The sequence below is a fragment of the Ignavibacteriales bacterium genome (genome assembly GCA_020635255.1).
Classification (GTDB): domain Bacteria; phylum Bacteroidota; class Ignavibacteria; order Tepidaquicellales; family Tepidaquicellaceae; genus JAEYVS01.
In genome coordinates, this window is record JACKAC010000002.1 from 934,712 (window position 1) to 954,845 (window position 20,134).

A 20,134-nucleotide genomic window follows, 5' to 3' on the forward strand; every position below is an offset into this window, starting at 1 on the left:
AAATTGAGAAGAGTACTTGTTATAATTCCGACATATAATGAATCCGAAAACATCACGCGGATAATTCCCGAGGTGCTGAAACATACCAACGAGAATAATGAGTTCAACGTTCTGGTTGTCGATGATAATTCACCTGACGGGACCGCCCGCATTGTTAAGGAAATGAATAACAAGAATGTTTTTGTTATCGAGCGCGAAGGTAAAATGGGACTGGGGACGGCATACGTTAGAGGTTTTAAATACGCCATCGAAAATAAATTCGACCTTGTCTTCGAAATGGATGCAGACTTTTCACACGACCCGAAATATCTTCCCGAATTTCTCGAAAAAATAGACGAAGGTTACGACATGGTCGTGGGTTCACGCTATATAAACGGTGTATCGGTTCTTAACTGGCCAATGGGCAGACTCGTGCTGAGCTATTTTGCTAACATGTACACCAGGCTCGTAACTGGTTTAAAAGTCAGGGACACCACCGCCGGGTTTGCTTGTTACAAAGTTGCTTCTTTGGCGCAGATAGATCTGGACAGGGTCAGGTCCAACGGCTATTCTTTCCAGATAGAGATGAAGTTTAAGATGTATAAAAAAGGATTTAAGATAGTTGAGATCCCGATCCTGTTTATTGATAGGCGTGCGGGTGAATCAAAAATGTCTAAGAAGGTTGTGTATGAAGCGTATTTTATGGTTTGGAAACTTAAACTTAAATCCATTTTTGGAAGGCTCTAAAATTATTCCCGAACATTTATTGAAAAAATGACAGATGTTTCGATCGTAATAGTTAATTATAATGTTAAAGACCTTGTAGATAATTGTATCTCCTCCATATACAAAGCCAATACCGAAAACCACTCTCTCGAAGTTTTTCTTGTCGATAATAATTCAATAGACGGAAGCGCGCAATTCATACGTGAAAAATATTCCGGTGTAGAGGTTATAGAAAATGAAGAGAACGTTGGGTTTTCTAAGGCGAACAACGTAGCCCTGCGAAAAGCATCAGGCAAATACATTCTAATACTCAATCCCGATACTATTCTGGAAGAGGGTACTTATTCCCGTATGATAAGGTTTTGCGAAGAGAATCCCGATGCCGGTGCAGTAACTTCCAAGCTGATTCTTGCGAACGGTCAGCTTGATTCTGCCTGCAAACGAAGTTTTCCGACGCCATCGGTTGCAATCCCGCGTATGCTGGGACTCTCAAAGCTTTTTCCCAACAGCAGACTTTTCGGACGCTACAATCTTACTTATCTGGATGAAAATAAAACACATGTCGTGGACGCGATATGCGGAGCATTTATGTTTATCCCGAAAACTGCTCTTGGTAAAGCGGGTCTGTTCGATGAAGATTATTTTATGTATGGCGAAGATCTCGACCTTTGTTTCAGGATAACTAAATCCGGATATAGGATATATTACTATCCTGATGTTACAACTATTCACCTCAAAGGATCAAGTACGCAAAAGACGAACATTTCCTATGTGAATAATTTTTACGGAGCGATGGATATTTTTGTAAGGAAGAATTTCACGGGTGTTCCGAAACTTCTTTCATGGATAATTAGACTTGGTATATTCTTTCGCTCATTTGTTTCATACGTCAAGCGGACATTAAAGAATATTCTCTATCCTCTGACGGATTTGGTTTTCTTATTTATCAGCCTTGTGCTTTCTGTTAGAATAAGATTCGATATTTTTCCCAACGAAGACTACCTGTTTATCATTTCGGTTTACATACTGGTATGGTTGACCCTCTTAATGTTATTCGGAAACTATTCGAGAAAGAGGCTTTCACTTCTTAAGACTTTTAATGCAGTCCTCACCGGATTCTTTGTCAATTCCTCCATTACATACTTCTTCAACGAGTACGCGTTTTCCAGAGGTGTAATTTTAATATCGACTGTTATTTCCATTATCATGCTTATTGGATGGAGATCGGTCGTGTTGATGTACAATTTTTTCAAATCCAAAAACATTCTCCTCAATAAAGTTAATCTTCTTGTTGTCGGCAATAGAGAACTAACTCAGGACACAGAAGAAAAGCTTGTTGCAAAGTATAACGTAATTTATTTCAATGATATTTCCGAAAAAAGGACTGTAGCCGATCTGAGAGAAGCCATAATCATTAATAATATTCACGAAGTTGTATTTTCGGAAGACACATTCTCGAACCAGGAAATATTGAATACCATCAGTTCATTCAAGGATAGAAATATACAGTTCAAGATAGTTCCATCAGGAAAAGAGTTGATTTTGTCCAAGTTAACCTCGAATATAGATGATATTTCGCTAATTGAGATTGAATATAATATTAATAATAAATTAAATATATTTTTAAAGAGAGTTTTTGACATTGTCCTTTCGTTTATAATGCTTTTCACCGTTTACCCTTTCATCTTCGTTTATTCGAATATTTTTAAAGGTAAGCTCGGACGGCATATCTCGAAGCTTAAAGATCTGCCGAAAGTATTTATTGGTAAGATGAGTTTTGTAGGTATCCCGGAATGGTTTAAGATCGACGGTAAGGAATACCTCGGAAAAAGGGGATTGACCGGTCTTATACAGATAAACTTTTACGACGGTATGTCGGATGACGAAATGGCAAATTATAATGTGTTTTATGCAAAAAATCAGAGTCTCATGCTCGATGTAGAGATACTACTTAAAACATTCTTTTCATTCTTAAAAAAATAACGATACTATGGCAAACAATAATTTGGACTTCGAAAAGCCTATCATAGAGCTTGAAGAAAAAATATCCGACATGCGAAAGGTGTCCGACCGGCTGGACATCTCTAATGAAATAAACGAGCTGGAAAGAAAAGTAAAAGAGCTTCGCAAAAATGTTTTCGATAACCTTACGCCGTGGCAGATAGTACAGCTTGCCCGGCATCCGGAACGTCCTTATACTCTCGATTATATTTATTTGATGACGGAAAATTTTGTCGAACTTCACGGTGACAGGTATTACGGTGATGACAACTCTCTTGTCGGGGGATTTGCAAGTATCGGCGATCATTCGGTAATGATAATGGGACAGCAAAAGGGAAGGGATACCAAATCCAACATCTTTAGAAATTTCGGCATGTCCAATCCGGAAGGTTATAGAAAAGCACTGAGGCTGATGAAGCTCGCTGAAAAATTTGACAAGCCCGTAATAACATTGATAGATACCCCCGGCGCTTACCCCGGGATCGAAGCGGAAGAGCGCGGTCAGGCTGAAGCCATCGCAAAGAATCTTCTCGAAATGTCGCGTCTCAAGGTTCCTATCATTGCGGTTATAATCGGTGAGGGAGCATCGGGCGGAGCGCTGGGTATTGCAGTTGGTGACAGAATATTGATGCTTCAATATTGCTGGTACTCGGTTATCTCGCCGGAGTCTTGTTCATCGATCCTCTGGAGAAGTTGGGATTTTAAAGAACAGGCGGCAGAAGCGCTTAAACTTACCGCGGGCGACCTTATCAAAAACGGAGTAATAGATAGGATAATTACCGAACCGGAAGGCGGGGCGCACAGGGATCATGAAAAGGCGGCGCAGATATTAAAAGATGTTCTGATAGAAGAACTTAATGAAGTTGGTAAGATCAAAAAAGATAAATTGCTCGACAACCGTATAAAAAAATACGGCAGTATGGGATTTTATAAAGACTAAGGAGAATAAGTGACACAGGTACTAAATAAAGAGAAGAAACTTTCACAGCAGGTAGACGAGTCTCTCAATAATAACGGAAAAGTAAATTCCAGGTTTTTAATAAAAGGGGGAAGTCCTCTTAATGGAAAAGTAAAAGTGACCGGAGCGAAAAACTCCGCGCTCAAACTTATTCCCGCTTCACTTCTTTCATCTGGCAGGTCGGTATTTCACAATGTTCCCAATAAGATCAGTGACCTTGTAATAATCAAAGATATTTGTGATTTGCTCGGTTCCGAAATGGAAACCGACGGTGAATCGTTTTCGATAAGCACTCCGGAGATAAGATCATCTCACATACCTTTCGAGCTTGGAAACGCAACCCGCGCGGCTATTTTGATGGCGGGTCCGCTACTAGTAAGAACAGGAAGCGCGAGGATACCGATACCGGGCGGATGCCGTATCGGCGCGCGACCTCTTAATTTTCACATCGAAGCGTTCAAAAAACTTGGAGCGGATGTAAAAGAAGAAGGCGATTACTATGTGATGCAAGCTGATGGTCTCAAAGGCGCTAACATTAATCTAAACTATCCCAGCGTAGGCGCGACGGAGAACGTTATTATCGCAAGCACGCTTGCTAAAGGAAGAACCATATTAACGAACGCCGCGGTAGAGCCGGAGATAATCGATCTGATAAAATTTCTGCAAAAGATGGGAGCTATCATCGAAATAAGTACCGACAGAAAAATAACTATCGAAGGTGTTGAGAGATTGGATGGAGCGGAGCACAGTGTAATTCCGGACAGAATAGTAGCGGGTTCGTTTGCTTCAGCCGCGCTCGCATCAAAGGGTGATGTCTTTATCGAAGGCGCAAGGCAGGATGATCTCATTACTTATTTGAATGCGGTTAGAAGGATAGGCGGTAAATATCAAGTAATGGACGGCGGTATAAGATTTTATTATGACGGGGAATTAAAACCCATCGCGATCGAAACCGACGTGCATCCGGGATTTATGACCGATTGGCAGCAGCCGTTCGTAATACTTATGACGCAGGCTAACGGAATATCGATTGTGCACGAGACAGTTTATGAAGAAAGGTTCGGATACATCGAGGAGCTGAAAAAAATGGGAGCAGAGGTAGAGCTTTATGACAGGTGCCTGGGAAGTTTGCCATGCAGATTTTTAAATACGCATTACCATCATAGCGCAGTCATCAAAGGACCAACACAATTGCACGGGGCGGAAATAAATATCCCCGACTTGCGCGCGGGATTTTCCTACCTCATCGCAGGTGTGATCGCGAAAGGGGAGTCACTTGTGAACGGTTCTATATACATCGATAGAGGATACGAGGAGATCCACAAAAAACTCCGGGAATTAGGCGCAGATATTCAACGCATATAGTACTCCATTCAAAAAATACCGGTAATACAATAACACATGAAAGATAAAATAGAAGAACTACATTCCAAACAAGCCGAGGCGTTAAAAGGCGGCGGTGAAGCCAAGCTAAAATCACAGCACGATAAAGGAAAGCTCTCCGCAAGAGAGAGGATAGACCTTCTTCTCGATAAAGGAACATTTGAAGAGGTGGACATGTTTGTGCGTCACCAGTCGAAAGATTTCGGGCTCGAGAAAACGAGATACTATACCGACGGCGTTATTACCGGCACGGGAAAAATAGAGGGGCGAACGGTTTGTGTTTTTTCGCAGGACTTCACTATACTCGGCGGATCTCTCGCGGAATACCATGCAAGAAAGATATGCAAGCTGATGGATCTCGCCATGAAAATAGGCGTCCCGGTGATCGGCATAAACGACAGCGGCGGCGCGAGGATACAGGAAGGAGTTGTTTCGCTCGGCGGGTACGCGGACATTTTCCTGCGTAATACGCTGGCAAGCGGGGTGATTCCACAGATATCAGCGATCGTGGGACCATGCGCCGGCGGCGCGGTATATTCACCTGCTATTACAGATTTTATTTTTATGGTAGAGAATACATCATACATGTTCGTTACCGGACCTAATGTCGTGAAGACGGTTACCAACGAGGAAGTTTCGTTCGAGGATCTCGGCGGCGCGCATACTCACGCGGAAAAGAGCGGGGTAAGCCACTTTACGTCACGGAATGAGATAGAATGTTTCGAGGAGATACGCAAGCTGATGTCTTATCTTCCGCTGAACAATATGGACGACGTGCCGAAATACGAATACGATAACGGAAGCGAGCAGGACCAGAACGACCTCAATAATTTCATGCCGGATAATCCAAATAAGCCATACGATATAAAGGACGTTATAAATAAGATCGTCGATTCGGGCAGTTTTTTTGAGGTGCATGAGGGGTATGCGCAGAATATCGTTGTTGGTTTCGCGAGGCTTGCGGGCAGGAGTATCGGCATAGTTGCCAATCAGCCGCTTGTATTAGCCGGAGTGCTGGATATTGCATCATCGGTAAAAGGCGCTCGGTTCGTTCGTTTTTGCGACGCATTTAATATTCCTCTGCTGGTATTCGAGGACGTGCCGGGATTTTTGCCGGGTACTGACCAGGAATGGCGCGGAATAATACGGCAGGGCGCGAAACTGCTCTACGCATTTTGCGAAGCAACGGTGCCGAAAGTTACAGTCATCACGCGAAAGGCATACGGCGGAGCATACGACGTTATGAATTCGAAGCACGTGCGCGGTGATATAAACCTTGCGTGGCCAACGGCGGAGATCGCTGTAATGGGAGCGAAAGGCGCGGCGGAAATAATATTCAAGAAAGAGATAAAGGATGCTGACGACCATGAGGCAAAGCTTAAGGAAAAGACGGACGAGTTCACTGATAAATTCGCTAACCCATACCTTGCGGCTGAGCGCGGTTTTATAGATGACGTGATCGAGCCAAAGGACACTCGCAAAAAACTTGTGTACTACTTCGATATACTGGAGACAAAAGTGGATAGTAATCCGAAGAAGAAGCACGGGAATATACCGTTGTAGCAGTTAGTAGTGTAATATTTGTTTTGTTGTGGTAGTGGGTTTGTTAATTCGTTTTTGGTTTAGATTCTTCGCTTCGCTCAGAATGACAAAATAAAAGGGAATTTCAAATATATAAACAGGCTAGCCTGATTTCGTTGTATCATACGTTATACAGTATTTACGGTACGTATCCCACAGAGGATAAGGATACAACTGCTCCTTCTGCTAAAGGCGACGGAACACCTTTACGCAGTGTTTTTCACCGCATTACAGACGGCTGAACTGTTTCGCCGGACTTTTTAGTAGAGGTCCGATCCAAAGTCACTATTAGACTCTCACCGCCGAAGGGAATATACATATCACCCTTCCACAACATCCCTCACCGTGAAGAAAGCAACGGTTTGCACGAAATGATCCTCTCACAATTTATGCACGAGGGACAGCTTATGCTGCCGGTAGAGACCCTTCGAAGAGAAGTGATCAAGCGGTCCCGCCCGCCTAGCGACCTAGGACATTGACAATCTTTACTTAAGCAACAGTGAAAGCGATGCAAGTTAGACAAACAGAACACCGCGGAGCGCGGATATTACCGTTCCTGCCGTAAATACCGGTTCTATTTAAAGAACTGGTTATTCGAATAACCAATGCAAAATAATGTGAAGTCAAGATAGTTTAAATGAAGAAAGGGTTAGATACGTATCTATACTTTTTTTTTGTGTTGGTCGTGTGAGGTACTGAGAGCGAATAATGTGTTTAGCAACGTTGAGAGGTGACTGGTCTGGATTCCCGCCTACGCGGGGATGACAAGGTGGGGTGGGAGTGCAAGGGATAACGGGTTAGTCCGAAGGACTCCTACGGAGATGCGTATATATACTTTTTTTAACCCCCCTTAGTCCTCCCTTTGTAAAAGGGGGGATTTTGCTTATTTATTATTCGTTCGTGAATCTGATAATACTATATTAATTTCCAATATTCCATTTCAAACTTGCAGTCAACTTTGCTTTTGCAAGGTTTTCATTATTTTCGGTAACATTTTCAATGTTTATAGCTAATACAGAACTTAATCCTGTAATTATTCCAACCTCAGCAGCTATTCCTCCTTCAAAATTTTCTTTTTGAAAGTTAAATATCAGCTCACCACCTAAACCCACTGATAGGTTATTAGTTCTGAGTGCAATTCCCAAAATATTTTTCGGATTATCATTACTAGAAAATCTACCCTGATATGTTGCATAAAAATTAAAATTATCAGAGTACTGAACAAATGAAGTCCAAACATTATGATTTGAAACAACAATGCTATCGGAAGATAATATCCCACCTTTCAATAACCCACTCAAACCATATCCAAAAGATAAAGCATTCCCCCCTGCCTTACGTACTTCTTCTATTACTTCTTTATATTTTTCCTTCAAACCTTTAACCTCTTTTTTTTGATCAGAATCTTTGAGTATATTAGAAGCTTCAGGATTTAATATTTTTTCGATAGAATCTATGATTGCAGGATGTTGTAAGGGATCATGAGAATCCCATAAGGTACTCCTAAACCCTATGCCATATGCTAAAGAATTAGTGTCCTCCATACTCTGCACGGTGGCAACAGAGAGTAGCGTATTAATTAATATCCTTGCAAGGTTGTCCTTTCCATAATCCTTTATGCTGTTTAATCTAATTCCCAGTAAATATGGTGAAAAATCAATAGCAATCCCGGGCTCTACTTTTTCACTAGAAAAAAAGTTAGAAAGAATGCTAACTATAATGGGTTTTGATGCACTTCCTGTTTGAATCTTTTCCGGAGCAATTCCTAATGCAGTAAAGCCTGGTGATTGAGGTACATTATAGTCTAGGATATATTTATAAACTGAAGAATCTTGACAATTTCCGTTATTGTTAAAGACTATCAAGATGAAAATAACTATTAAGGGAATAATAAATTTTTGTTTCATAATTTTTCTTTTTTATACAGGAATATTTGCAAATAAAATACTTCTTTGTAATTCGGTTACATTTCCTGATTCACATAAAGGAATGTCTTCGATGTCCCATAAGGTTTCCTTTGTAATTTTGCATTGTACACCGTCCTGACTTAAGATATAACCTGCTCTCCCATAATTTAGCTGGTTTGATAAAGAACATATATTTATACCTACTTGGAGATATTTTCCATGAAGTTCGTTTGAATTTATTGTAAAATTATATTCCTTAGACTCATCGGTTTTTTTCATGTCCCACTTGCTAACTACATCATAATTCCCATCTTCATTTTTTTTTAATATCTTACAATTCATGGCTGCAGCTAAAAAATCATTTGCTTGAAATGTAATTTTTAATTTTCCTCCAAGGGGGTCAATTATACAGATTCTTTGTGACATTCTCTTTTATTATTTGGTTTAGAATAAGCAATTAGTAGATTTGCAAAACTTAGTTTGAATTATGTAAATTTGTTTATTAAATTTCTTAGCCTTTTTTCTCTTCGCTTAGGCTTTTTCTTACTCCTATTAACCTTTTCATTATATCATACCAGAATGGGGCTCCCATTGTAACGGCGAAAATTGTTAATAGTAAACCAGCTATCTTTCTAATTAAAAATGAAAAAAAGTCCTGCTCCTTCCATTTCTCATCCCAACCTAAGGGAATTCCCAGTGAACCTAGATCCGTAATTATAGTATGTAAACTGTCCAGTTGTTTTATTGAATTTCCAAGATCGTCAACGCCATTTTTTGTTGTATCTTTATTGATTGAATCCTTTTTAACAGTATCCTGTGTAATGGAGGTCGAATCTTTTTTAACTAGTGTAGATACTGAATCTACATTTGAAACGGAATCATAATTTCCGATTTTATTGTTATCAAGATACTTCACAACTTTATTCGTTACTTCTGTTAATTCTTTTTTATTGGAATACAGGGTCTCAGTGATTTTTATTGTGTCAACGTTAAAGAATAAAATCATAGATGATGCAATTATTAATATCCATTTTGTTGATCCCTTTTTAAAAGATTCCTCCAATCCTTTCATTGCATTTTCGTAATATTTCTCCAGACCATTTTGGGCAATAGCATATTTATCAATTAACTCATTTGGAAATAGGTTTTCTAAGTTCTTAAAGTCATCAGCGCTTAAAAAATCATTTCCTTCCTTTACATAATATTCAATCAGATTCTTTGCATCAGCACTTAGTATTTCATTTTCTGCCAAGCTTTTCGCACTTTCACTAATATTAGCTCTATTAATATTAGAAATATCCAGCAAGACCTTTGCAAAATACTTTGAAGGGATAAAGTTGATTTTGATCTTAAAAAAAGAGTCTTTTAAAGATTTTATTAGAGGATGATTATAAAATCTTTCTACAGCAGTATCTTCCGCTTTGCCATTAAGTAATTTTGAAATAAACTCCTTTAGTAACTTTCCTCTACTATTAAAAATACTATACATTAACTCCAGAATTGAAGATGAAACAAAGGAGAGAATAAAATATGTAAATGACAAAACCAGTATTATATCTATTACTTCAGAATTTATTAAATTCATTGTTAGAAAATTTATTTATAAATCACATTACACTTCTATTTGGTGATTATACTTTTTTTTCTAAATTTTAGCAAAGAAGGTTGGACGATTATGTTGCAGGTTTTGATATTATGATTTGCGTGAAATGCTCTAATAAGAGATAAAATCGCAGAAATATTGAGGTGTAATTGTTGCAAAACGAGGAATGCAGTATGGGGACTCTTTTATTTATTTTTGTTGTATGGTGCATGTTTGAAAGTACATATTAAACAAAGCAATATTTTTCCGGTTTATTAGAAAGATACTCACCGTAACCACTGCTTACTGGATTGCTTTTCAAAAGGGTTTTGCCTAATTTTGGGTTTGTTTATTTAACCCTCAGGATGAAATCAGAGGAAGGGAATAAACGAAGTTCTTTCAGGGAGATAGTGTCAAAACCCTTGATACAGACGGATTCCAAGACAATGCAGTATTCGGGGCTTGGAATACAGCTTGCAGCGACGATAGTAATATTCTTTTTTATAGGTTACTGGCTGGATGGGGTATTCGACACTAAACCGGTTCTTATGCTTGTCTTTACTTTTCTTGGTTTTGGAGGGGGATTTTATAATTTTTTCCTGACGATACAGGACCTTTCAAGGAAAGAGAAGGAGAGTAAGAAGACCGATCAGAACGTAAAAGAGGATAGGAAGATTTGAATATACCAGCCGGCTATGTAAAGTTTTCGGTTTACGTGATAATCTCAGGAATAATAGCTTCCGTAGTATTCATTTTAATAATGCAGGGAATCGGACAGCCGACGGACATAACGGCTGTGATAGCAAACCTGGTCTTCACGGTGTTAAATGTTCTGATAGGAGTATGGGTAGTGATATCAGGTCTGGATAAGACGAACCCGGTTTTCTTTTCCCGTTTGCTTGGGAGTTTATTTGCCAGGATATTGATAATGGCAGGTTATGTAGCGCTTGGACTCGCAGTTTTTAAATTCGAGGAAGTTAATTTTGTGATGTCTCTATTTATATTCTACTTCTTGTTCCTTATCCTCGAAATGTTGTACATCTTCCCCAACAAAGATAAGTTAATCCCGGGGAAGCAGCAATTAGAGAAACCAAATAATTCAAAAGATTGAGAATTATAAATATTTTACCCGATCTTTTTAACACATTCAGAAAGAAATTACTATTAATACTATTTGCCGTAACGCTGGCGGTTGTTTCCGTGCCGTCAATGAACGCTTACGCGCAGGATGAACACGGTAATAATCCGAACGAAGATAAAGTCGAACAGCACCAGGAAGGAACGAGCAAAGTAGAGCATGAAGAGGAAGAGGACAAGCTTGATATTATAGAAAAGATCACCGACCACGATTACGTAGATTTTTATTTCCTGGGCAAGTTAGCATTACCAAAGATCCCCGCCATACACATCGGCGGTCTCACCATAGACCTTTCACCTACAAAGATGACATTCATGATGGTTGTTGCATCGATATTACTGATAATAGTAATGACGAGCGCGGCAAGAATAAATTCCAAGAACAAAGCTCCGAAGGGGCTGGGTAACCTGGTGGAAGTACTGGTGGTATTCGTACGGGATGATATAGTAGTTCCTAATATGGGAAAGAGCGGACTCCCGCTCCTGCCATTCTTCCTCACACTGTTTTTCTTCATAATGTTCTGTAACCTGCTTGGATTGATACCGTTTTTTGTACAGCCGACGAAGAATATCAACGTTACCGCATCGCTGGCTATCATTACATTTGTATTGACGCAGATAAAGGGAATGCAGAAGAACGGCGTGGGCGGATATTTGAAAGGGCTTATTCCTCCGGGAATCCCGGTATTCGTACTGCCGATCATGATACTGGTAGAGTTTATCGGACTGTTCACGAAGCCATTCTCACTGCTGATGAGGTTATTCGCAAATATAACCGCTGGTTCGATCATTATACTTTCATTGATAGGTTTGATATTCATATTATCATACGCGGGCGCTGTGATCGCAGTACCGTTCGCGCTATTTATATATTGTCTTGAGATATTCATAGCATTGCTGCAGGCATACATATTTACGATGCTTGCGACGCTTTATGTAAACATGGCAATGCACCAGGATCACTAGAAAAGTTTTTTGTAATAATATTTTAAAACATTTAACAAAATTCCCCCCGCGAAACGGAGGGTAAAGGAGAACTTAAAATGGATCTTGCATTTTTAGGAGCCGGACTCGGAGCAGGCTTAACAGTAATCGGCGCAGGTATTGGTATCGGCAGATTAGCTGCTTCAGCTATGGAAGCTACAGGAAGACAGCCAGAAGCAACCGGTGAAGTTAGGACATCTATGATCATTGCTGCAGCGCTTATCGAAGGTGTTGCACTGTTCGGACTTGTTATTTGTATTCTTCTTGCGCTTAAGTAATAGCGGAAGATACGCGACCTATTTTAAAACAATTTTAAATCAGGATTATCATGGCTTATTACCTGACTTTACTATTTAACAATTTGCTGGTATTCCTCCAGGACGGAGGACATGAAAAGCCTTCATTGCTTTCGGTAAACCCGGGGCTCATAATATGGACGATAATTATTTTCGTGCTTCTGCTCATTTTACTGAGAAAGATAGCATGGACACCTCTACTGAATGCACTTAACTCGAGGGAAGAGTCCATAAAGAACTCACTGGAAAACGCCGAGAAGCTAAACCAGGAAGCGCTGGACCTTATCGAACAGAATAAGAAGAACCTCGCAGAAGCCAACGCCAAGTCGATGGAATTAATAAACCAGGCTAAGGAAATGGCTAACAAACTGGGTGAAGAAATGAAGCAGAAAGCCAATGAAGACGCTAAGAAGATCATCGAGCAGGCAAAGGCAGAGATAGAACAACAGAAGAACTCGGCTATGGACGATCTGAAAGACAAGATCTCCGACATAGCAATAGAGGCAGCAGAAAAGATAATTTCGGAGTCACTGGACAAGGACAAGCAGAAGAAGCTTGTCGATGAGTTTTTGACCAAGGTCCCGAATAATTAGTACCGGTAAAAGTTAAAGTAAAATTTTATTAAAATGTTCGAAAGGATTTCGAGAAGATATTCCACAGCTTTATACGAAGAAGCTAAGCAAAAAGGCGAGCTGGACAAAGTTTCCGGCGACGTCGACGGTGTGATAGATGTAATTACGTCAAGCCGTGATCTAGAGCTATTCTTCAAAAGCCCGATCATAGACCAAAAGAAGAAGGAAGCCATTGTTAAGGAGATTTTCGAAGGGAAAGTTTCCAGGCTAACGATGAACTTCATGCTTCTACTGATACAGAGGCACAGGGACGCGCACATACTTGAGATACTGCATGATTACCAGCAATTAAAGAACGAGAAAGACGGTATCGTGTCTGTGGACGTGACTTCAGCAGTGGAACTAACCGATGACGAAAAGAAGCAGATGAAGGAAAAGATAGACAGCTACACGAAACTGAACAGCAAGCTAAGCTTTAAGGTGGACCCAAATCTCATCGGCGGATTTATCGTGAAAATAAAGGACGTAATTCTGGACGCAAGTATCAGACGTCAGCTCGAGATCTTAAGGAAGCGTTTTAAAGAAGGTGATATAGCCCTGAACTAAAAAATAAACCGCCCGCAAGGGCAATCCAAAAGGAGTTAATAAAAATGGTTAATGTAAAATCCGATGAAGTATCAGATATCCTGCTTAAGCAGTTAACAGGATTTGAGAAGGAACTGGACATATATGAAGTCGGTACCGTCCTTTACGTAGGTGACGGTGTGGCGAGGGTTTACGGTCTGACGAAGTGCCAGGCAAGTGAGCTCATCGAATTCCCGAACGGTGTTATTGGGATCGCGCTGAACCTCGAAGAGGATAACGTCGGTTGTATTCTTTTCGGTGATTCGTCACTGGTAAAAGAAGGCGACATGGTAAAAAGGACCGGAAGAATCGCATCGATGCCTGTTGGAGAGGCAATGCTGGGCAGGGTTATCAACCCTCTGGGGCAGCCTATCGACGGTAAAGGCGAGATAAAGACGGATAATTACCTTCCTATAGAAAGGAAAGCACTCGGTGTTATTCAAAGGGCGCCGGTTAATCAGCCTCTGCAGACAGGTTTGAAGGCGGTAGACGCTATGATCCCTATCGGACGAGGACAGAGGGAGCTTATCATCGGAGACAGGCAGACGGGTAAGACCGCTGTCGCTATCGATACTATCATTAACCAGAAAGATACAGACGTATATTGTATATATGTTGCAATTGGTCAAAAGGGTTCTACGGTGGCGCAGGTAGTAAGAGCGCTGGAAGCTGCAGGCGCAATGGATTACACGACAGTAATCTCTGCGACGGCATCCGATCCGGCACCGATGCAGTTCATCGCACCATATTCAGGCGCAACACTAGGAGAGTATTTCAGGGACAACGGAAAGCACGCGCTGGTTATCTATGATGACCTTTCAAAACAGGCGGCGGCTTACAGGGAAGTATCACTTCTACTCAGAAGGCCTCCGGGACGTGAAGCGTACCCCGGTGATATTTTCTATCTGCACTCTAGACTTCTCGAGAGAGCATCAAAGCTTTCAGACGATCTCGGCGGAGGAAGCCTTACGGCGCTTCCGGTTATCGAGACAAAGGAAGGTGACGTATCCGCATACATCCCGACCAACGTGATCTCGATCACAGATGGTCAGATATACCTCGAACCGAACCTCTTTAACGCGGGTGTAAGGCCGGCTATTAACGTAGGTATCTCGGTATCCAGGGTAGGCGGAAGCGCTCAGATCAAGGCGATGAAGAAAGTCGCGGGTACACTGAGGCTCGAGCTGGCACAGTTCAGGGAGCTGGAAGCATTCGCAAAATTCGGTTCAGACCTGGATAAAGCAACGACGCAGCAGTTAACAAGAGGACAGAGACTGGTAGAAATTCTAAAGCAGAAGCAGTATTCACCGATGCCTGTAGAAAGACAGGTAGCGATCATCTTCGCGGGTACTAACGGATATCTCGATAACATCCCGGTAGAATTTGTTAAGAAGTATGAATCGGATTTCTTAGATGAAATGGAAAGTCTGCATAAGGATGTTCTCGATGCGATAAAGACATCGAAAGAGATAAGCGACGAGACAAAAGGCAAGCTTGATACAATATTGAAAGATTTCACGGAAAGATTTTCATCTGCAATAAGTCAAACAGCATAAAAAGGATCTAGTTGGCTACATTAAAAGAAATAAAAGGCAGAATAACCGCAGTTCAGAATACGCAGAAGATCACCAAGGCTATGAAGATGGTGGCGGCTGCGAAACTGCGACGAGCACAGGAAAGAATTACGATGGCGCGCCCGTATGCTAATAAGATAAACGAACTTCTGAACCACCTGGTAGACGCTTCGACTGAGATAGTGAATCCGCTTATGGAGGAACGCTCTGTCAGCAACAGGCTGGTAGTGGTTGTTTCATCGGACAGGGGACTGGCAGGATCATTCAATTCCAATTTGCTCAAGTTCGCCTCAACATACATAAACGAGCTCGGCAAAGATACCATGGTAATGGCAGTTGGTAAAAAGGCAAATGATTATTTTAAGAACAGGAAGTACAACCTGATAAAAGGAATATCCGATCTATTCAGCGATCTGAGAGTAGAGAGATCACAGGAAATAGTGAACGAGCTTGTGAACGGGTATCTCGGCAAGAAGTTTGACAAAGTGGACATAATATTTAACGAATTTCAGTCAGTGGTAAGGCAGATCCCGACCAGGGAGCAGTTCCTTCCGCTGGGAAGCGATAAGCTGACCGACGAGAAAAGGGACGGTGAAGAGAAGAAGGCTAATGTAGATTATATTTATGAGCCGAGCATAGAGAAGATACTTAACGACCTTATCCCGAGGAAGCTGGCGACACAGTTCTGGAAAGCGCTTCTGGAATCGAACGCGGCTGAGCAGGGAGCAAGGATGACAGCTATGGAAACCGCGACAAGAAACGCGGATGAGTTATTAGTGAATTTAAAACTCCAGTTTAACAGGGCAAGACAGGAAGCGATCACGAAGGAGATACTTGAAATAGTAGGAGGAGCGGAAGCACTAAAAGAGGCTTAAATTAGGTACTAGGTTAATAAAAGCAGAAAAGCCAATTCCGTCTGGTTCGGGGTTGGTTTTTTTGTTTTATGTAACTTTTATAATCGAGGATAATTAAATTAACGAGTGGATAAAAATTATTTTCATATAAGAGAGATAGCGAATTACCTGGGTAAGGAACTTGCAGGAGCCGAGCTGGAGGAGGCTTTTACGCAGGAGAAGGGGAAGCTGGTAATGGCATTTTCGAAAGCCGGTGAGGAGATATTCCTTGAATACTCGATAGCGAAAAAGGCGGAGAGCATTGTTCTAAGGGAGAATTATTCCAGGGCTAAGAAAAATGTGGCGGAGCTGTTTCCAGAGCTGGCAGACGCTAGAGTGGAGAGTATCGGGCTTTTTAATGATGACCGGATAATAAGAATAGTCATGTCCGGAGGGAGTGAAGTATTGTTTTCGTTTATAAGATCGCTGTACAACTGCTTCGTGGTGAAGGACGGATCGGTGGTAAATGCGTTTAAGAACAGGAATGAGGTATTGCAAAAGGATGTGAATGAGATTTTCCCGCAAAAGCAAACACACGTTTCGAAGGATATTAATACAGTTAAAGATTATATTAAAACGAGGTACGCTGATTTCGGAAACTTGTATCAGAAGGAGGTGCTTTTTAAAACGGGGCTGGACGGTGATGATCCGTCAGAGGGGAATGAGGGTGTTATAGACGAGGAGTTTACAGCATTGAGAAGGAGATTTGATAATCCGGTTTATTTGTTTTACAGCATGGATGACAATGTGAGGACATCGCTGGCGGAGCTGGAGCATTTGAAAGGGTACAGTAAAAAGCAATTCGATAGTATAAACGAACTTATAGATCATCAGAACAGGTTCAGATATAAGGAAGAAAAGGCTAAGGACGTTTTGGGAAGTGAGATTGGTAAGGTTAAGAAAGAGCTATCGAGGATAGAAAACAACGTCGATAATCTGAATAACACAGTCGTGGAGTTCAAAAAAGCCGACAGGTACAAGATATACGGCGACCTGGTGCTTGCAAACCTGGGACAGATCAACGAAGGGGATGAGGTACTGGAAGTAACCAACCCGGTTACGTATGAGAAAGTAAAGATAAAATTGAAAAAGGATCTTAAACCGGCGGAAAATGCCACGTGGTATTTTGAGAAATATAAGAAACAGAAGAACGCAATAGTAGACGTGGAGAAGTCACTGAAGAAATTCGCAAAGGAGAAAGAGAAGCTGGAGGCGGAATTGGAAAGGCTTGAAGGGATTGAGGATCTGAAGGAGATAAAGAAACTTGAGAAAGATGTAATTAAGAGCGGGAAACCGGATGAGACGAGCAAGTTCAGGAAGTTTGTTTTGAATGACAGGTATGAGGTATGGGTAGGTAAGGACAGTGTATCTAATGATCTATTAACGACAAAATACTCAGCTCCACACGACATATGGTTCCATGTGAGGGGGGCGAGCGGGTCGCATACGGTGCTTAAGGTAAGTAATAAAAAGGATGATGTAAGTAAGGAGATAATCAAAAAAGCGGCTGCAATAAGCGCTTATTACAGCAAGGCGAGGAACGCATCGGTGGTCCCGGTAGCTTACTGCGAAAAGAAGCACGTAAAGAAACCCAAGGGAGCTAAATCGGGGACTGTGATAATGCAAAGGGAAAAGGTTGTGAATGTGAGACCGGGTTTACCGGAAGATTAATTCTCTTCGCCGGCGAAGTTAATGCGCTCGAGCTCGAGCAGTTTCGATTCGATGCGTTTTTTATTTGGTGTACCGGCGCGAAGGAGAAGGTTGTACGCGTTAAAGGCTTCTTTGAAGTTACCCTGCTGAGCGTAAATGTCCGCGAGTGTTTCAGTAACTATTTTTATCCTGCCAAACAGTTCTTCTTTTGCTTCCTGCTTTTTCGTGTTGTCATACGCGTTACCTGAACTATGGAGAACCAGTGATGCGTTATCAAAATTTGTCTTCATCTTTTCAAACCTATCCCTGTTTACCTTCCTTTCAAGTTCGTTTAGGTTGTCGTCTTTCACTTCGATGGATTTTAGGCGTGACTTTCCTATTATATTCATCACTGAATCTTTGTTGTCGTCGAATCTAAGCGAGGGTTCTTTCGCAAAATTATAAAAGATACGCTCCTGGTTTGGCTCCTGTCTTAGTTTGACAAGGCTTTCCTTAAACTTTGCATGAATGGGAAGGTTTGCTATTTTGCTTTCGATGTCGTTGAAGCATTTTTCTGCTTCGTTTAGATGTCCGAGCTTAAGCAGGGACTTTAACATTAGTACGCGCGCGGTCAAATAATCCGGGTAAATCTCAAGCCCGGTTTTACAGACAGATATGCACGCCTCATACTGCTTATTGAGGAAGTACACGTTAGCAAGACGGATGAAGACGGGTGAAAACACCTTTTCATTGAGCGACGCTTTAAGGTTTTCTATGTAGCCGTCGAGATTATCCATGTGATCCGGCGAGTTTCATTTTCTGTGAAATAATTCTATTTGCCATAATAACCTGCTTAATTGAAAGATAAGCCAATAAACTGAAACCTGCAGTGAACATCAGCTGGAACGGAATTGCGGCTATCTGGGCATGGATTATGGCGAGTACCACTCCAGCACCGCAGTACAGCCCCATTAATGCCTCAATATACGATGTGAACGGTATCTTCTTCATCTGGTACGACTTATCATGCCATTTATCCGTTTGTGAGGTGATCTTATACTTTGGGGTACGTACGAACTCCGATTTTTTGTTTATTAAGCCTTCGAATACAGCTTTGGTATTGTTCACGGAGAGTCCCATGCTTCCGGCAAGGAAGAGCGGGAAATATATTATTCTTTTCTGCCAATCGGTGTAGACGTCTTTTTGCGAATACAGGTAAAAGAGGAATGAGCCGATGAATGCAAAGACGAAGATGGACATAAATTTAAACGTGCCGTCATAATCACCGCCAAGTTTGATTAATAGTATCGGAATCTGTAGAAGCGCACATAAAAGGATGAACGGGTAAGCGAGATTGCTCCAGAGATGAACGAATGACTGCACTTTCTCTTTGAAAGGCATTTTTGAGCGAAGGACTTTAGGGTAGATCTTCTTCGCTGTTTCTATTGCTCCTTTTGTCCAGCGGAACTGCTGGGACTTGAGGGAATTTATTTCAGCGGGGAGCTCTGCGGGTGATGTGAAATTTATAAGATATTTGAATTTCCATCCTTTCATCTGCGCCCGGTAGGAGAGGTCGAGGTCTTCGGTTAGAGTGTCTGCCTCCCAGTTACCTGCGTCGAAGATGCATTCTTTACGCCAGATGCCGGCTGTGCCGTTGAAATTAATGAAGAACCCTGCTCTATTACGGACGGCCTGCTCTATGACGAAGTGACCGTCCAGAGCCATGGCCTGTGTTTTAGTGATAAGTGAATACTCCCTGTTCAAGTGTTCCCATCGTGTCTGCACGAGCCCGAGCTTTTCTATTTTGTAGAAGTAAGGGAGCGTGCGTAGAAGGAATTTTTTCCTCGGGATAAAGTCTGCATCGAAGATAGCAACGAACTCACCGCGCGCGGTTTTAAGTCCTTCTTTTAGCGCGCCTGCCTTGTAGCCGGTCCTGTCGGTTCGGTGAAGGAGTTTTATGTCATATCCCTGAGCAAGGTATCTTTTAATATGTTCGGCGATGATCTCTGTGGTATCATCGGTGGAATCGTCGAGTATCTGGAATTCTATCTTGTCTTTTGGGTATTCTATACGGATACAGCAATCGATGAGCCTGGTGGATACGTAGCGTTCATTAAACATAGGGAGCTGGATAGTAACTACGGGAAATTCTTTGAGGTGGAGGTCTTCCATTGTTAGATCATCGGTGCGCTTATTAAACGTTCTCATATAGTAATATATCATAGTATAGCCATGCGCTCCGAATAAGAACAAGATCGTCAATGCAACTATATATATTGTAAGTATTACGCTTTCGATTGCCATGTAA

Annotated in this window: 19 protein-coding genes; 14 read left to right on the forward strand and 5 right to left on the reverse strand. The window is 41.5% G+C overall.

Annotated elements, in window-relative coordinates; translation table 11 throughout:
• The first annotated feature begins 3 nt into the window (after positions 1-3).
• From H6614_12120 to H6614_12140, 5 genes are all read left to right on the forward strand, one after another.
• Positions 4-726 (forward strand): polyprenol monophosphomannose synthase, encoded by a 723-nt coding sequence (locus H6614_12120; GenBank protein MCB9244412.1) that lies wholly within the window; start codon positions 4-6, stop codon positions 724-726.
• Between the two features lie 27 nt (positions 727-753).
• Positions 754-2,688, forward strand: a complete 1,935-nt coding sequence (locus tag H6614_12125; protein MCB9244413.1) for a glycosyltransferase — start codon at positions 754-756, stop codon at positions 2,686-2,688.
• Between the two features lie 7 nt (positions 2,689-2,695).
• Positions 2,696-3,646: an acetyl-CoA carboxylase carboxyltransferase subunit alpha gene (locus H6614_12130; GenBank protein ID MCB9244414.1), complete on the forward strand. Its 951-nt coding sequence runs from the start codon at positions 2,696-2,698 to the stop codon at positions 3,644-3,646.
• A 99-nt stretch (positions 3,647-3,745) separates the two neighbouring features.
• Positions 3,746-5,029 carry a UDP-N-acetylglucosamine 1-carboxyvinyltransferase gene (gene murA, locus H6614_12135; GenBank protein MCB9244415.1) on the forward strand — a complete coding sequence of 428 codons (1,284 nt, stop codon included), beginning with the start codon at positions 3,746-3,748 and terminating at the stop codon, positions 5,027-5,029.
• 36 nt (positions 5,030-5,065) lie between these two features.
• Entirely contained in the window at positions 5,066-6,610 is a 1,545-nt protein-coding gene (locus H6614_12140; GenBank protein ID MCB9244416.1) for an acyl-CoA carboxylase subunit beta, read from the forward strand.
• A gap of 938 nt (positions 6,611-7,548) precedes the next feature.
• Here H6614_12140 and H6614_12145 read toward each other — a convergent pair.
• From H6614_12145 to H6614_12155, 3 genes are all read right to left on the reverse strand, one after another.
• Positions 7,549-8,535, reverse strand: coding sequence for a hypothetical protein (locus H6614_12145; protein MCB9244417.1), 987 nt, complete (start codon positions 8,533-8,535; stop codon positions 7,549-7,551).
• A gap of 12 nt (positions 8,536-8,547) precedes the next feature.
• Positions 8,548-8,961: a hypothetical protein gene (locus H6614_12150; protein ID MCB9244418.1), complete on the reverse strand. Its 414-nt coding sequence runs from the start codon at positions 8,959-8,961 to the stop codon at positions 8,548-8,550.
• 85 nt (positions 8,962-9,046) lie between these two features.
• On the reverse strand, positions 9,047-10,120 hold the full coding sequence (locus tag H6614_12155; GenBank protein ID MCB9244419.1) for a hypothetical protein: 1,074 nt from the start codon (positions 10,118-10,120) through the stop codon (positions 9,047-9,049).
• A gap of 443 nt (positions 10,121-10,563) precedes the next feature.
• Here H6614_12155 and H6614_12160 point away from each other — a divergent pair, with 443 nt between their 5' ends.
• The 9 genes from H6614_12160 (at position 10,564) to H6614_12200 (ending at position 17,868) form a co-directional block, all read left to right on the forward strand.
• Positions 10,564-10,797 carry an AtpZ/AtpI family protein gene (locus H6614_12160; GenBank protein MCB9244420.1) on the forward strand — a complete coding sequence of 78 codons (234 nt, stop codon included), beginning with the start codon at positions 10,564-10,566 and terminating at the stop codon, positions 10,795-10,797.
• Positions 10,794-11,228, forward strand: a complete 435-nt coding sequence (locus tag H6614_12165) for a hypothetical protein (GenBank protein ID MCB9244421.1) — start codon at positions 10,794-10,796, stop codon at positions 11,226-11,228. The genes H6614_12160 and H6614_12165 overlap by 4 nt, the downstream gene beginning before the upstream one ends.
• Positions 11,225-12,220 (forward strand): F0F1 ATP synthase subunit A, encoded by a 996-nt coding sequence (gene atpB, locus H6614_12170; GenBank protein MCB9244422.1) that lies wholly within the window; start codon positions 11,225-11,227, stop codon positions 12,218-12,220. The genes H6614_12165 and atpB overlap by 4 nt, the downstream gene beginning before the upstream one ends.
• Positions 12,221-12,297: 77 nt before the next feature.
• Positions 12,298-12,516: an ATP synthase F0 subunit C gene (atpE, locus tag H6614_12175; protein MCB9244423.1), complete on the forward strand. Its 219-nt coding sequence runs from the start codon at positions 12,298-12,300 to the stop codon at positions 12,514-12,516.
• A gap of 50 nt (positions 12,517-12,566) precedes the next feature.
• Entirely contained in the window at positions 12,567-13,127 is a 561-nt protein-coding gene (gene atpF / locus H6614_12180) for a F0F1 ATP synthase subunit B (GenBank protein MCB9244424.1), read from the forward strand.
• A 33-nt stretch (positions 13,128-13,160) separates the two neighbouring features.
• Entirely contained in the window at positions 13,161-13,712 is a 552-nt protein-coding gene (atpH, locus tag H6614_12185) for an ATP synthase F1 subunit delta (GenBank protein ID MCB9244425.1), read from the forward strand.
• 44 nt (positions 13,713-13,756) lie between these two features.
• Complete coding sequence (locus H6614_12190; GenBank protein MCB9244426.1) at positions 13,757-15,286, forward strand: F0F1 ATP synthase subunit alpha; 1,530 nt, start codon at positions 13,757-13,759, stop codon at positions 15,284-15,286.
• A gap of 11 nt (positions 15,287-15,297) precedes the next feature.
• Entirely contained in the window at positions 15,298-16,179 is an 882-nt protein-coding gene (gene atpG / locus H6614_12195) for an ATP synthase F1 subunit gamma (protein ID MCB9244427.1), read from the forward strand.
• 105 nt (positions 16,180-16,284) lie between these two features.
• Positions 16,285-17,868 carry a DUF814 domain-containing protein gene (locus H6614_12200; GenBank protein MCB9244428.1) on the forward strand — a complete coding sequence of 528 codons (1,584 nt, stop codon included), beginning with the start codon at positions 16,285-16,287 and terminating at the stop codon, positions 17,866-17,868.
• Here H6614_12200 and H6614_12205 read toward each other — a convergent pair.
• Together H6614_12205 and H6614_12210 are read right to left on the reverse strand one after the other, a co-directional pair.
• Positions 17,865-18,623 carry a CDC27 family protein gene (locus tag H6614_12205; GenBank protein ID MCB9244429.1) on the reverse strand — a complete coding sequence of 253 codons (759 nt, stop codon included), beginning with the start codon at positions 18,621-18,623 and terminating at the stop codon, positions 17,865-17,867. The two genes, H6614_12200 and H6614_12205, sit on opposite strands and share 4 nt — an antisense overlap.
• Positions 18,616-20,130, reverse strand: a complete 1,515-nt coding sequence (locus tag H6614_12210; GenBank protein MCB9244430.1) for a glycosyltransferase — start codon at positions 20,128-20,130, stop codon at positions 18,616-18,618. Before H6614_12210 ends, H6614_12205 begins: the two co-directional genes overlap by 8 nt.
• Between the last annotated feature and the right edge of the window lie 4 nt (positions 20,131-20,134).

Coding starts and splice junctions, on each gene's coding strand:
- atpE (MCB9244423.1), top strand. CDS start 12,298: ATGGATCTTGCATTTTTAGGAGCCGGACTCGGAGCAGGCTTAACAGTA.
- H6614_12130 (MCB9244414.1), top strand. CDS start 2,696: ATGGCAAACAATAATTTGGACTTCGAAAAGCCTATCATAGAGCTTGAA.
- H6614_12140 (MCB9244416.1), top strand. CDS start 5,066: ATGAAAGATAAAATAGAAGAACTACATTCCAAACAAGCCGAGGCGTTA.
- H6614_12155 (MCB9244419.1), bottom strand. CDS start 10,120: ATGAATTTAATAAATTCTGAAGTAATAGATATAATACTGGTTTTGTCA.
- H6614_12210 (MCB9244430.1), bottom strand. CDS start 20,130: ATGGCAATCGAAAGCGTAATACTTACAATATATATAGTTGCATTGACG.
- H6614_12160 (MCB9244420.1), top strand. CDS start 10,564: ATGCAGTATTCGGGGCTTGGAATACAGCTTGCAGCGACGATAGTAATA.
- H6614_12190 (MCB9244426.1), top strand. CDS start 13,757: ATGGTTAATGTAAAATCCGATGAAGTATCAGATATCCTGCTTAAGCAG.
- H6614_12125 (MCB9244413.1), top strand. CDS start 754: ATGACAGATGTTTCGATCGTAATAGTTAATTATAATGTTAAAGACCTT.
- H6614_12205 (MCB9244429.1), bottom strand. CDS start 18,623: ATGGATAATCTCGACGGCTACATAGAAAACCTTAAAGCGTCGCTCAAT.
- H6614_12150 (MCB9244418.1), bottom strand. CDS start 8,961: ATGTCACAAAGAATCTGTATAATTGACCCCCTTGGAGGAAAATTAAAA.
- atpF (MCB9244424.1), top strand. CDS start 12,567: ATGGCTTATTACCTGACTTTACTATTTAACAATTTGCTGGTATTCCTC.
- atpH (MCB9244425.1), top strand. CDS start 13,161: ATGTTCGAAAGGATTTCGAGAAGATATTCCACAGCTTTATACGAAGAA.
- H6614_12145 (MCB9244417.1), bottom strand. CDS start 8,535: ATGAAACAAAAATTTATTATTCCCTTAATAGTTATTTTCATCTTGATA.